This window comes from Reichenbachiella sp. 5M10 (genome assembly GCF_002742335.1).
In the GTDB taxonomy this organism is placed as follows: Bacteria; Bacteroidota; Bacteroidia; order Cytophagales; family Cyclobacteriaceae; genus Reichenbachiella.
This window is the reverse complement of the sequence record NZ_MDGR01000007.1, coordinates 1,200,095-1,215,273: the sequence shown is the minus strand read 5'-3', so window position 1 is coordinate 1,215,273 and position 15,179 is coordinate 1,200,095. Positions and strand designations below refer to the sequence as shown.

The window sequence follows — 15,179 nt, the reverse complement described above, 5'->3', positions numbered from 1 at the left end:
TTTATTTAACTAATACTTTTTGTTGGATGAGCTGCTTACCATTGGACATGCGCAGCATATACATCCCCTTGCGCAACGGTGAGACTGTAAATGACAGCTGATCGGACTGATTTGTTCCACTCAGTGCTTCACGCCCCAATACGTCCACCATAGACCAAGTCACCTTTTGGTTGGCCCAGTCAAAAGATGACAGGTCCACCTGTACACGATCGCTTGCAGGGTTGGGATAAATCAGGACGTGACTCTCAGTTGCTATATCCTCCACTCCCAAGATCACGTCTATATCTGGTGTGTGCAACTTATGATCGGTATAGATGTGGTACTCACCTGCATCGAGAATCAACTCAACGTCCAGATTATCGATCTGGAGCTCATCCCCACTAAAAAAGTCATACCAGATACCTGTATGTGGAAATTCAGGAGCTACAGACTTAGATTTCAAGGCATAGTTGGTCACAATCACCACACTGCTATCGGTATTGGTGAGATGTATCGTCTTGACCTCTCCATCTGGCTGCCATGTAAAAGTACCGTCTCTAAAAACATGATACCTGTCCTTGAGAGCAATCATCTCTTGGTAGGTCTGATACAGCGATGCACGGTAGGGGTTGTCGAGATATTCCCAATGCGCCGGTTTGCGCCCCGTACGCCCATTCTCCTCCAAAGAGATATCGTACCCGTACTCGCCCCACTGCCAGAGCATCTTTGGCCCTGGTATATTGAAGAAGTAGGCCGCTGACATTTTCAATCGCTCGGTGGCAATCCGCAAATCTCGAATACTGTAAGTCCCGTCGCTGTTGCCGTAGGTCAACATGTCGTACATCTGGCGTTCTTCGTCGTGGCTCTCCATATAGGATACGACGTGGTTGTCTTGCCAACCTCGTGTCCCTGCGTAGGCCCACTCCACAGATTTGCCCTCAGCATAGCCGACATTGGCTTCTTTGAAATCATAGTGACTGTTGCCCCAAAGCATCATCCCATAGTCTGCTAGGATGGTCTCCTCACTGTTGTCAGCAAAATGCTCTAGAATCACGTAAGCCTCTGGATCATAAGACCAAATATGGTCTGCCATACGCTTTAGAATCGCGATACGGCTGTCATCTTGCTGTCCCCACTTGGCTACATCGTCTCCAGAGTCCACTTGCGTGAATCCCTTGGACAAATCAAAGCGATAGCCATCAAAATGAAATTCGTTGATCCAGTAGTGATTGATCGAATCCAACCAAGTCTGCGTGTAACTACTCTCATGATTGATATCAGCAAATACGTTGTAAGGGTGCTTTGGCACTCGATTGAACCAAGGGTTCTCCTCTGTCGGCGCAAAGGCATCAAAATCAAAATACATCTGTGCGTAAGGAGAAGGGATGTCGTTTTGGTTCATCACCATATCAAGAATCACCGCTATACCTCTGCCATGCGCCTCGTCAATGAATTCTTTGAGGTCGTCCTTGGTCCCGTAGGCTTTGTCTACTGCAAACATAAATGTAGGATTGTAACCCCAGCTATCATTGCCATTGAACTCCATGACAGGCATCAACTCGATGGCATTGACACCTAAGTTTTGGATGTAATCCAGTGTATCGATGAGCGCTTGATAGTTCATATTGGTCTCCCCGAGAAAATCCCGTACCAACAGTTCATATACAATCAAATTTTCCTGTTCAGGTCTTTCAAATGAGGTATTGCTCCATGCATAATCACTTTGCCCCGTCTCCAAGACGGCTACTCGATTTTCGTACCAGTTGTCATGCATCGCACCCGCTGGATACCCCATCAAGTCGGGGTAGGAATCATCAGTGATCCAAACATCATCTGGATCCAAAATCATGTCTGCATAAGGATCGGCTATCCAAATCGTTTCATCTACCAAATACTGAAAGCCATAGGCTTTGCCAGCCGTGAGACCATCCACTTCGAGCCAAAAATGCTCTCCGTCTTTCTTCATCAGAAAGGCTGCATCTACCTGCCAGTCCGTAAACTCTCCCACCACGTAAACTGAACTTTTGAGGGGCGCCCATACCGACAAGGTTACTTTATCGGTAGCAGTATGATAATTGATCCCGTCGACTATTCCTGTAGGTCTTTCTTGCTCGACAGTCACACCACGAACCGTGTAGGCAAATTCATCTGCAGATTGGTCTGTTCCATTGTCAGCCATGACGGTCACGCTATGAGTACCACTAGCTAGAGCAGTCAAATCATAAGTCAACTCGGTAGCACTGGATACAGTCGTTTCAGTTACTCCATCTACTTTTAGCGTAAGTGTAGCAGCGGTACTGGCAGAAGCTGCCACAGATATCGTCTCTCCTGCATCCACTAGCAGTGTACTCGTATTGGGCGTGGTTATTTTGACGACAAACTGATTGGACACGATCTCGATCGCGTAATCTGATGTTTGTCCATTGGCCCAGTCACGGCCTTTGAGCAAAAAGCCCATTTCTTCTATCTCGCTGGCTTCTTTGCCAAAGAAAGTGGTAGGCGTCAGCGTAATGGTGTACTCGTTGGCATCTGAGTCAGATCTGGTCATTAGTGCGTCACTCTGATCATCTGTAGCAGGATTGACATTGGTCGGCGCATCAGCATCTGCGGTGGCATTCTCCACCCAAGCCCATAGCCATATATCATCAGTATAGTCCGCCAGTGGGGTCCCTGTCACATCGACGGTCAATGTCATCGGTTGGTCGGCAATAGGTATCGCAGGGTTGGTAGTAAACTGCCCATGACACCAAGTGGTCATGCACATCAGGAGAATTATGAGCCGAATCGTCATATATCTTTAGTTATAAAATGAAAAATAGTATCCTATCGCCATGATCAATCCAACAAGTCTTGAGCAACGAACCCAGCCTGGCTCGTCCCTAAGTGATCTATCAACCACAACCGGCTATGGCGAGTAGTGAAAAGAAAAGACTACCTCAGAAAGTGTCCGAGGTAGTCTCTGTGCATGTTGTATTAGTTTTTGGTCATCGTGTAAGTCAACCCTGTCAAGTCGAACTGCAAGGTGTAGTTACCTGCTTCGGACACGGCAATGTTGGCTCCACCCGCTTCGAGAGTACCGTCTCCATTGTCATCTCCATAGTCGGACACCCACTCATCGTTGGCTCTGATTTTGAATTCTCCCTCGATCAAGTCTACAGTGATCTCCCATACTCTGAGTTGGCCATTGTAAAGCAAGTCCGTGTCATTGTCCCATCCACCTGGTGTAGCGCTACCGATGAGCCCCCAGTCGTCTGTCTTAGTCATCTCGATGGTCATCGCATCTGTATCTACCGAAAAAGCATAGACACCCGGTGCCACTGAGAAATCTCCTCCTGAAGGGTCTAGATCCCCTGTATATCCTGTTCCTGCAGCGGTCAACACTCCACCCCAAGCCAAGTCCCAAGCGGGCTCTGGTGTCACCTTGAAGCTCACATCTCCCGTGGGATTCGCAGCATCAATCACCCGGATGACTCCCGCATACTGCTTGTTGAAGTCATACGAGTACAATCTACCATTCTCCGCACCTGGAGACCATCCCTGGTATGCACCTGGTACATAGATCGTCGGGTAGTCTATCACCACCTCGTATGGAGTCACTGTTCTCACCATCTCTGTACCAGACAGGACAGACTCCTCTACGCCATTGATTTGAGAAACTACCATGAAATAAAGGTCCAATTGCTCCCCTGTCGCTGCTCCGAGTGCAATCGCACCATCATTGACCTGCTTCACAGTAGGACTGGCCAACAACTCCTCAGTAGTCACCAAATCCGTCGCGGTACTGAAGTCTTGGTTAACATCCATTTTGAGTACATAAGTAACCGCCACAGGCGCGCCATAATCTGCGGCCACCCATTCAAACACCTCAAACACTTCCGCCGCAGCATCCTCACTGAGATCAGCCGTACCACTGGCAGGATTACTTACTGTAGGAGCTGTCGAGTTTTCGCCCGAGAGATCTACCGTATATTTCGAATCTTCCTCTGCACAACTGCTCATCAGCCCAAGGCCTACGCACAGTGTCAAAGCGATATATAGTATATTTTTCATTGTCTTGTTATTTAGTCTTTGTTGATTAAAAGAAAGGATCAAGAAGTGCCCATCGCTAGGCACTCCGAGTCATTCTTATTTCGCATACCCATCGTTCTGCTTCAAGTTTGGATTGGCATTGAGGTCATTGGAAGGAATAGGATAGAGGTCTCTGTACGAGTCCGTCGGCACTCCTGCTTGCGTGTTTCCTTTCCATTCCCAAGTGTACGAACCATCCGAGAACTGTCCAAAACGGATCAAATCCGTACGTCTGTGTCCTTCCCAATACAACTCACGTGATCTCTCGTCTAGCAAAAAATCCAAGTCCAGGTCCGCAGAAGTGATTGATCCCACACCCGCTCTGGTTCTGAGGTTATTGACATAGCCTACCGCAGTAGCCATATCTCCACCACCCCCGCGCACTACGATCTCAGCATACATCAAGTAGGCATCTCCTAACCTAAACATCGGCAAATCTGTGCTCACAAAAGTAGGATGAGCATTGGGAGCTTCTCCTCCGTCTGCACGTATATTCTTGAACTTCGTCACACCGATCCCTTGGGTGAATGTCCCGACATTGGTGATGTCCCATTCCCAGCTTTCAGGATCAAAATAGAACATGCCCCTCTTGTCTTGAATCGCAGTAAACTGTGGGTCAGCAGACGAGAAATCCGACTCAGACACGTTGAATTTCTCTACCATGTCTTGGATCGCACGAATACCACCCCATCCACCATCGATTCCGTTGAGCGGCATGTCACCACCTACCGAAGCATGCAACAAGAAGGTCATCCCACCGTACTGCTGTGTATTTTGTCCATCAAAAGCAATCGGAAAAATAATCTCGTTGCTCAAGTGATTGTCGGCACGAAACAAGTTCTCGTACACGGGTTCTAGGCTGTAGCCTCCACCGATGATCTGGTTGACATAGGTCAAAGCGTCGCTGTATCTGTCAGTCCCAGTGTACACCTCAGCATTCAGGTACAACTTGGCAAGCAACATCCATACTGCTCCCTGATCGGCACGTGCATATTCATTGTTTCTCACCGAAGTGATTTTAGACTCCATGTCGAGCAATTCGGTCTCCAAGTAGTCAAACAAATCAGCCCGTACGATACGCTCAGGAAAAAATGCTCCTGGAAGATCAGCTTCTGTCACGAAAGGTACATTGCCAAACATGTCGATCGCATGCCAATACGAGAGTGCTCTGAGGTATCTCGCCTCTTCTTTGTACGCCTCTAGATCAGCCAAAAAAGTACCCGAGGCACTGCCCATCGCTGCGTCAGCATTGCGAATAAACTCGTTGCAGATAGTCACGGTATAAAATATACGTGAGTACATCGCCGCAATGAATCCGTCATTGGGTGCCCATGTCTGCCAGTGGAAGTTTTTGATCGTCGCATCGTCCCATGCCATGATCGCTTCGTCCGTAGACAACTGCTGCAATCCCCAGTACTGACGAATGTAATTACCGAACCCTTCGTCGATCCCAGAGATATCTGGGTCTCCACCACCGTTGCCCAGCTGACCACTGAGGGCATAACTTGCGTACAATTTGGCCAAAGCCTCTTTGTAAGCCTCTTCACTATCAAACACATTGTTGGGCGTATTGATATCTGGATCGATCGGGCTCACGTCCAAATCTCCGACACATCCTCCCAGTAGAATACTCGCTAGGAGCACTACGATATATATTCTTTTAGATTCTTTCATCTCTTATGTCTTTATAGATTCTTAGAAATTCAGATTTAGACCTACCATGTACGTTCTCGGTCTTGGATAGATGTTGTTGTCTATCCCACTTGATACCTCAGGATCCAATCCCGTGTAGTCTGTGATGACAAAGGCATTTTGTACGGTAAATGAAACTCTACCCGACACCTTGTCTGTCATCAAACGATCGAAAGTATAGCCCAAAGTGATGTTGTCCATACGGAAGAACGACGCGTTCTCCAAGTAGATACTGGACCAGTACTGAGCCGTCATAAACTGCGTCTTTTCGACATCCGTCAAAATATTGGCAGAGTACCCTGCTTGATTGTAGAGATTTTGGTAGATCCCTAGATTTGACGCATTGTTGTTGTACACGTAGTTGTCTAGATTGATTCTTCCGGAAAAAGAGAAGTCAAACGCCTTGTAATTCATCCGAGAAGAAATCCCGATCAAATAAGTCGGCGCAGGGTTCTCCATGTAATACTTATTCAAGTTATCCCCAGAGACAGTACCTCCGTTGCCTGTTTTGTCTACATACAAGCCTTCGATAGGCATGCCATTTTGATCATAGATCTGCTCAAACATGTAGAAGGTATTGACTGCATGACCGACCGAGTTGATCTGAATCTGGTTGTTTTCTCCTCCACTGATCCCTCCTGTCTGAAACCCTGGGTAGCTCGGATCTTCTACCAAAGTCAATTTGGTGATTTCGTTGACGTTGTAAGTCAAGTTGGCCGAGAGTTCCCAAGTCAAATCTGGGGTAGAGATGATTCCTCCTGTCAATGCCACTTCGACCCCTTTGTTGACCAAAGTACCGACGTTGGTCGTCAAGAAGTTGTTGAAGTTGGTTCCCGCAGCAATCGGCACTTCGTTGAGCAGATCAGCTGTCTCACGATGATACACATCTACAGAACCACCGATACGACCACTCAAGAATGCAAAATCCAATCCGATGTTTTGAGTCGTAGTAGTTTCCCATTGGATGTTGGCATCATAGGCATTGGGTCGCTGTGTAGGATAAAAACTGTTGCCAAACTGATAGTACGCTCCCGTCTGACTCCCTGTATACGTAGGGATATAGGGGTAGTAGTTGTCACCAATGTCCTGCTGACCTGTTTGTCCCCAACCTACTCTCAACTTCAACGTCTCCAATACATCTACATCTCTCAAGAAGCTCTCTTCGTTGATCTGCCATGCAAATGCCAACGATGGAAACAATCCCCATCTGCTGTCCTCTCCAAATCTAGAGGATCCATCTTGTCTCACCGTAGCGGTCAACAAGTACCTCTCTTTGAAGGTGTAGTTCAATCTACCGAAGAAAGAAATCAAATAATACTCGTTCTTGTACTCATTTTTGCTAGCGCCTTCGTAGCTTCCATTCGTCATGGCTGCTGGTCTGTTGCTGCTAAAGCCCTCGTTGTAGAAGTGCTGATACGAGTAGCCTGCGGTCAAGTCGATTTTGCTATCGATTCCTTCCAAGCCCTTGTTGTAGTTGAGGTAAAAATCCAACAAACTGTTTTCTTTCGTCTGCTCGTATTTTTTCACTTGGTTGCTCGGCTCTCTATATGACCATGAGGCCAATGTGTCCATCGCATCGTATCCTACCGAACCAAAATAATCATACCCTACATTGACCGTGGCTTTGAGGCCACTCACGAAAGGCAATCTATATTCTGCCTTACCTCCTAGGATCAATCGCTGACCTGTAGAAGTATTGTCTCGGTATTCCAACTGTGCAACCGGATTGCTCGTCGCAATCGTAATCGGCAAACTGTTGATGTCATTGGCATCAGTCGTCCAAGCCGTGTAACCACCATAACGAGAGTTTCCATTTTTGATCGGTTGTGTAGGATCAAACTGAACGGCCGATCCGATCGCATCTGGATTAGAGAAATCGTTTTCCACCAAAGACCCCTTAGCTGTCAAGGACAACTTCAAGTTGTCATTGAGTAGAGAAGGTGTCAACATGACGTTCAAACTAGTTCTCTCCATGTTGTTCTCCTTGAGGATACCGTTTTGATTGGTATAACCTACAGACACACGATAGGGCAGCACACTGGCTCCACCAGATATACTGAGGTTGTGATCCGTAGAAATCGCATTTCTATAAATCTCCTCTTGCCAATCGGTATTCTCTGTCCCTAGACGATCGAGTGCGACAGCAGTCAATCCATGATTGTCTACGCGGTCTTGCATCAGTGCGCGGTACTCATCACCGCTATATACGTCAAGCGTCTTGACTGGCACACCGACTGACACATTGCCGTTGTAACTGAACTTGAGTTTATCACTCCCCCCTTGCTTCGTAGTGATGATGATGACACCATTGGATGCTCTCGACCCATAGATAGCCGTCGCTGACGCATCTTTCAATACTGTGAAGGATTCAATATCGTTTGGGTTGATAGTCGAGAGTGGATTGGCCATGCCCGAGATGCCTGCGCTCTCGAGAGGCATGCCGTCTACGACGATCAACGGGTCGTTGCTCGCACGCAGCGAAGAGCCTCCTCTGATTCGGATTGTAGATCCAGTACCAGCTGCTCCACCTCCAGTAGTCACGACTACTCCAGGGATTTTACCCATGATGAGCTCTTGTGGTGTAGTGATCGCTCCGGCGTTGAAGCCCTTGCTATCCAGTACTATGACTGACCCAGTAGCGTCATCCTTTTCGATCTCACCATAGCCAATTACGACGATTTCATTGAGTGAAGCGACATCATACTCCATGCTTACATTGATAGACGATCGCCCTCCAACCGTCACCTCTTGAGCCTGATACCCCACAAATGAATAGATAAGCACCGCATCAGACGAAGGAATGGTAATAGAGTATCTACCTTCAAAATCCGAAACCGTACCAGTTTGAGTGCCCTGAATCATGATGTTTACTCCCGGGATGGGATCACCTAATTCAGCATCTTCAATCACTCCTGTGACAACACTGCTCTGCGCATAAATCTCCCCGATCGACAATACGATCATAGCAGCTATGGCAAACAGTATCCTGAAATTAAACAGGTAATAGTTTTTCATAATTTTCAATAATTAAGTTTTTCAATAATTGTACTATACTAAGTTTGCTTTCAAAGAATATCTATCCTTCCTCAGAACACCACAGGTATCTACTTTCCTTATTATTAAAAATTTTGCAACGATTTACAGGTGAGAACTCACCTATCAAGAGTGGAGTCTTAGTCTTTCATCACACTTCTTGACTTTCGCCAACACCCAATTATAGTGAGATAAATCAAAACAACAATGGTTTTTCAAGGGCTTGAGGACACTTTTTTCGCCGCAACCGTCACCGCAAACGTTTGCGGTAAAAACTTTTTTTCACCAACTCATTGAAAATTTATCAAAACCTGATTTTCTCACCCACGAACCAACATGTATACTCATACTCCAGCACAATTGTACTATTCACTCAACCCAGCGATTTTCGTCCTGACACACTTCCATTTCAAAATTCTTTGGAATCAACACGACGGAAAATTGCATTTCACCGTTTCTAGAATAATATTGTGCTAGAATAACACCATGAAACAAACACCAGTCACCATAAAGGATATCGCCAAAGCACTCGGTATCTCCCCTTCTACCGTCTCCAGAGCACTCAAGGATCATCCCGACATCAGCCCTGAGACCAAACGACTGGTCAACGATCTGGCACGCGAACTCAACTACGAGCCCAACACGATCGCGATGAGCCTCAGAAGCCAGAAGACCAATACCATTGGCATCATCATTCCAGAAATCGTACACTTCTTCTTCTCCACAGTCATATCTGGTATCGAAGAGGTCGCCTACAACAAAGGCTACACCGTCATGATCTGCCAATCCAACGAGACCTACGAAAAGGAAGTCCTCGACACCAAGGCCCTCCTTGCTCACCGTGTAGATGGCTTTTTGATCTCCTATTCCAAAGAGACCACCAACTTTGACCACTTCGACGAAATCAAAAAAAAGAACATCCCTATGGTGTTTTTTGATCGGGTCCCTCCGGTAGACATACAGTGCAGTACTGTCACGATCAACGATTACGACAGTGCCAAAATGGCCGTGGATCACTTGGTCGTCGAGCACCGCAAAAAAATCGCTCATCTGGCTGGACCACAAAACCTCACCATCAGTCAAGAGCGCCTCAAAGGCTACAAAGATGGTCTCAAAGCACACAACCTCTACTTCGAAGACGACTATATCCAGTACTGCGGCAAAGGCGATTTTGACGAAGGCTACCGATGCACTACTGCACTCATCCAGCTACAAAACCGACCCGATGCGATCTTTGCCAACAATGACGTGGCAGCCTATGGCGCCATGAAAGCACTCAAAGACAACCACATCAAAATCCCCGAAGAAGTCGCTATCATTGGATTTAGCAACTGGCAGTTTGCTTCCTTGACCGACCCACAACTCACCACCGTGGCACAGCCAGGCATCGAAATGGGTAAGGCCGCCGCACGCCGACTCATCACCGAACTGGAATCCAAAGAAGATGAACTCCCTCCCGTACACCAAGTACTCAAAACGGATTTGATCATCAGAGAATCCACACAGATAAAAAAACCTTCGAAATAACCCAAAAATCACCGCAACCGTTTGCAACGACTTGCAAGCCCCAAAAACCTGCGATTACACAGCCTGACAGACGATTATTCCCAGTCTAGCACAACCTACCCCTTGTCGTCAGAGTAGTTATTCTCTAGCTTTACTTCGCTTTTAAAGATTATCACCCTTCGTTAGGATTGCCACACGTCTGCTTTTGTTAACCTTATCTACCCATGATAACAAACAATAGCGAGAAGCTGTCTTCGTCTAGAAGTACAGCACTGGGCCAGTTGAATGAATATACGTTTACAGAATTTGGACTGATAGGTAAAACCGATCAAGAACTCGTAGAAATCACCGTCTACAGTGCCACGACTATCCGTGTCCGTGTCACTCGTCACGACGAGTTCAACGAATTGAAATACAGTGTCGTGGCTCTGCCACAAACGACACCTACCCAAATCGAAGACCAAGAAGACAAAATCGTCTTGGCTACCGAACGAATCACGTTAGAAATCGACAAGTCTGCGCTACGCTTTCGCTTCCTCAATGCCCACGGTGAGATCATCAACGAAGACGATCACGCCTTTGGTACCTCCTGGCAGGGCGAACAAGTCACCACATACAAAAAACTACAGCCCGAAGAAAAATTCATTGGACTCGGAGAAAAAACTGGGCCACTCAACAAACGGGGCTGGGGCTTTCAAAACTGGAACACCGACCACTTCGGGTACGGTACAGAAGCTGACCCGATATACTGTTCGGTTCCGTTCTACATCGGCGTACATAGCGGATTGGCTTACGGCATTTTCCTCAACAACTCCTACAAGACGCACTTCAATTTCGGCGCTTCCAACAACCGCTTCTCGAGCTTTTCGGCGGATGCCGGTGACATGGACTATTTTTTCATGCACGACGAGAGCGTGGCACAGATTGTCTCTGCCTATAGCACCCTGACAGGAAAAATGAGCCTCCCTCCCAAATGGTCACTCGGATACCAGCAGTGTAGGTACAGCTACTACCCAGACAAAGAAGTACTCAATACCGCCCAAAACTTCCGAGACAAAGAAATCCCAGCAGATGTCATCGTGTTGGACATCCACTACATGGATCAGTACAAAATATTCACATGGGACAACGAGAGATTCCCAGACCCCGAAAGCATGATCCTCAAACTCAAAAGTCTGGGGTTCGAAGTAGTCGTGATGTGCGATCCAGGCATCAAGACCGAAAAAGGATACGAAGCATTCGAAGACGGGCTAGAGCAGGACGTATTCATCAAATATCCCGACGGGACCAACTACGAAGGACAAGTATGGCCCGGCTGGTGCCACTTTCCTGACTTCACCAAGCCCGAGACCAGAGACTGGTGGCAAAACCAACTCAAAACCTACACCGCACTCGGTATAGCTGGCTACTGGAACGACATGAACGAAATCGCAACTTGGGGACAAACCCTCCCCGAATTGATGGAGTTTGATTTCGATGGTGACACAGCCAGCACACGCAACGCCCGCAACGTATACGGCATGCTCATGGCCAAAAGCACCTTCGAAGGAGCCAAAGAAAACTTGAATGGCAAGCGCCCCTTCAACTTGACAAGGGCGGGGTTTGCTGGAATACAACGCTATGCCGCCGTCTGGACGGGAGACAATGTCGCCTCAGACGAACACATGCTACTCGGCATGCGCATGCTCAACAGTATGGGACTCTCCGGTATTCCGTTTGCAGGATTCGACACGGGAGGTTTCGTGGGCAATGCCACCGAAGAACTCTTTGCGCGATGGATCTCCATGGGGGCTTTCACACCCTTTTTCAGAGGACACTCCAATGTCAACACACGTGATAGCGAACCTTGGGCATACGGTGAGCACACCGAAGAAATCTCACGAAACTACATCAACCTACGCTATCGTTTGATGCCCTATCTGTACTCGATGTTTTACGAAGCATCCGTCAGTGGCATCCCAATCAACCGATCCCTAGCCATCAACTACACCCACGACGACAAAGTCTACGAAACGGCCTATGAAAATGAGTTCCTATTTGGAGATGCTATACTCGTAGCTCCTGTATCGAGTCAAAAAGAATTGGAAAAAATCTACCTCCCAGAGGGCAAATGGTATGACTTATTCACGGATACAGTCTACGAAGGAGCCAAAGAAACCATCGTCGAATGCCCCATGGAAAAGCTCCCGGTATTTGCGAAAGCCTCAGGCATCCTCCCCATTCAATCTTTGGTCAAAACAACCAAAGACACACCCAATGACACACTCGAACTACACCTCTACCATGGCTCAGCTATCAACACCTTCCACTACTACGAAGATGACGGCACCACCTATGCGTACGAGCAGGGACACGTACACCAGCGTGACATTCGCTACGACCCTACAGCCCAAACCTTGACATTCGCAGCTGCACAAGGGGATTTTCCTTCGGTATTCACTCAAGCACGGATCTACTTTCATGGGTTCGAACCACAAGAACTACAATCCTTACCCATCAAACACGAACAGTACCGTTTTTTGGAGAAGCTAACCAATTTTGATCCCTTGGATTTCAACAACATCCACGATTTTCACATCAAGGATTTGGCATACACTACCATCGCCCTTAGCCACCAAGAAATCAAACTCTCATGGTGACCAGGTCGACTGTATACAATTGACATTTTGAATTAAATTATAGCAATGAAAAGAATCGCAATCATCGTCTTATTCGCAGGGCTCGGATTATTCTCCTGCCAAACCAAAGAAGAGAATTCGTCCACAGAGATCAGTTCTCCAGACCAAAGCACGGTCATCTCTTTCTATCTGACACCAGAAGGAAAACCAGCCTATACCGCCCAATACAAAAACAAAGTGGTCGTGGACAGTTCAGCGCTCGGCTTCATCCTCGGGGACGGCAAAGCCATCAACCAAAATTTGACTGTCGTCTCTACAAGCGAAACCACCTTTGACGAAACTTGGGAACAACCGTGGGGTGAACAACGCCTCATCCGCAACAATTACAACCAATTGACGGTCAATCTTCAGAATCCTGAGGGGCTACAACTCAATGTGATCTTTCGTGCCTTTGATCAAGGTGTGGCACTTCGCTACGAATTTCCAAAACAGGACGGTTTGACGGAATTTACGATAATGGACGAGCTGACAGAATTCAACATGTCAGACGATCACAGCGCATGGTGGATCCCTGCCTACGCGGGCAACCGATACGAATACATCTACACCAACTCTCCCATCAGTGAGACCAATTTGGTCCATACGCCATTCACTGTAGAGACCACCGACGATCTCTACCTCCACCTCCACGAGGCAGCACTGTATGACTACCCCAGCATGGTCCTCAAAAACGAAGGAAATAACTCACTCAAATGTGACTTGGTACCATACAGCAAAACCAATCCAATCAAAGCGTATTTGAAAGCGCCCTTCTCCACTCCATGGAGAACCATCCAAATCGGTGAACAACCAGGTGATTTGATGACCAACTACATGATCCTCAATCTCAACGAGCCCAACAAACTCGGAGATGTTTCTTGGGTCGAGCCCGGCAAATACGTCGGCGTATGGTGGGAGATGTTCATCAATGTAGGCACATGGCACCAAGGTCCCAAACATGCCGCCAACACAGAGAATGTAAAACAGTACATTGATTTCGCTGCTGCAAATGGCTTCAAAGGCGTACTCGTCGAGGGGTGGAACTACGGCTGGGATGGTGATTGGATGGGTGGTGGCACCAAATTCGAATTCACCAAACCCTACCCCGACTATGACATAGACGAACTCAGCAAATATGCTGCAGACCGTGGAGTCTACATCATCGGCCACCACGAAACGGGTGCGGACATCGAAAACTACGACGAACAACTCGACGATGCCTATGCCTTCCTCAACAAGTACGGAATGAAGGCCGTCAAAACAGGTTATGTTGAAATGGGCGACACGCTACCCAAAACAGGCCTGTACCACCATGGACAATACTTCGTCAATCACTTTCAGCGAGTCATCGACATGGGGGTCAAATACAAAACCATGATCGTAGCGCATGAACCCATCAAAGCGACGGGCAAAAGAAGAACCTATCCCAACATGGTCTCTCGTGAAGGGGCCAGAGGACAAGAATACAACGCCATGGGCGGCAACCCTACGAGCCACGTGACGGTACTGCCGTTCACCAGACTACTCGCCGGACCCATGGACTATACTCCAGGTGTGTTTGACCTAGAGGTGGCCACTACTTCTGAGCAAGTGCAAAGTACCATCGGCAAGGAGCTCGCACTCTACACGGTGATTTATGCGCCCATGCAAATGGCCAATGATCTACCCAAAAACTACGAAGGACACCCGGCATTCCAATACATCAAAGATGTCGTGACAGACTGGGAAACAACTAAAGTCCTCAACGGGAAAATCGGTGCATACGTGACCGTAGCGAGACAAGAGAGAAATGGCGACAGATGGTTTGTCGGATCGATCACCAACGAAGAAGGCAGAGACCTAGACCTCTCCTTTGACTTCCTCGATCCTAACACGACCTACATCGCAACTATCTACGGGGATGCTGCAGACACACACTACCGCACCAACCCCTCTGCGTACGAAATCAAAGAGCTAGAGGTGACTTCTGCTTCTAACCTTACCCTCACACTGGCACCCGGTGGTGGAGCAGCCATCAGCCTCGTGCCTAAAAAATAAAACCGCAGGATTCAAAAACCCACAGCGCTCAGTCATCACGACTTAGGGCTGTGGGCTTCCTGCTTGATACGAACCAAAGACTTGACAAACTACCGCAGATATGTCCTTGATCTAGGACTAGCTGCCAATTATCTGCTTAAATTATGGTGAAAATCGATTTCGAAGCTTCACTCATTTGTTTCACAAGGAATAGTGCATTGCGAAAGC

Annotated in this window: 7 protein-coding genes; 3 read left to right on the top strand and 4 right to left on the bottom strand. The window is 47.6% G+C overall.

Features of this window, described 5'->3' with window-relative positions; genetic code table 11:
- Position 1: 1 nt before the first annotated feature.
- The 4 genes from BFP72_RS05020 to BFP72_RS05005 all read right to left on the bottom strand — a co-directional run bounded on the left by BFP72_RS05020 (position 2) and on the right by BFP72_RS05005 (position 8,754).
- On the bottom strand, positions 2 to 2,737 hold the full coding sequence (locus BFP72_RS05020) for an alpha-amylase family glycosyl hydrolase (RefSeq protein ID WP_221406477.1): 2,736 nt from the start codon (positions 2,735 to 2,737) through the stop codon (positions 2 to 4).
- Positions 2,738 to 2,952: 215 nt separating this feature from the next.
- The gene (locus tag BFP72_RS05015) at positions 2,953 to 4,029 is read right to left on the bottom strand and encodes a SusE domain-containing protein (protein WP_099598100.1); all 1,077 of its coding nucleotides are present in this window, start codon (positions 4,027 to 4,029) and stop codon (positions 2,953 to 2,955) included.
- 75 nt (positions 4,030 to 4,104) lie between these two features.
- Entirely contained in the window at positions 4,105 to 5,721 is a 1,617-nt protein-coding gene (locus tag BFP72_RS05010) for a RagB/SusD family nutrient uptake outer membrane protein (protein ID WP_099598099.1), read from the bottom strand.
- A gap of 21 nt (positions 5,722 to 5,742) precedes the next feature.
- Positions 5,743 to 8,754 (bottom strand): SusC/RagA family TonB-linked outer membrane protein, encoded by a 3,012-nt coding sequence (locus BFP72_RS05005; protein ID WP_099598098.1) that lies wholly within the window; start codon positions 8,752 to 8,754, stop codon positions 5,743 to 5,745.
- Between the two features lie 504 nt (positions 8,755 to 9,258).
- Here BFP72_RS05005 and BFP72_RS05000 point away from each other — a divergent pair.
- The 3 genes from BFP72_RS05000 (at position 9,259) to BFP72_RS04990 (ending at position 14,972) form a co-directional block, all read left to right on the top strand.
- Positions 9,259 to 10,299, top strand: coding sequence for a LacI family DNA-binding transcriptional regulator (locus BFP72_RS05000; RefSeq protein WP_099598097.1), 1,041 nt, complete (start codon positions 9,259 to 9,261; stop codon positions 10,297 to 10,299).
- 203 nt (positions 10,300 to 10,502) lie between these two features.
- Complete coding sequence (locus BFP72_RS04995; protein WP_099598096.1) at positions 10,503 to 12,917, top strand: glycoside hydrolase family 31 protein; 2,415 nt, start codon at positions 10,503 to 10,505, stop codon at positions 12,915 to 12,917.
- 45 nt (positions 12,918 to 12,962) lie between these two features.
- Positions 12,963 to 14,972, top strand: coding sequence for a glycoside hydrolase family 97 protein (locus tag BFP72_RS04990; RefSeq protein WP_099598095.1), 2,010 nt, complete (start codon positions 12,963 to 12,965; stop codon positions 14,970 to 14,972).
- The last annotated feature ends 207 nt before the right edge of the window (positions 14,973 to 15,179 follow it).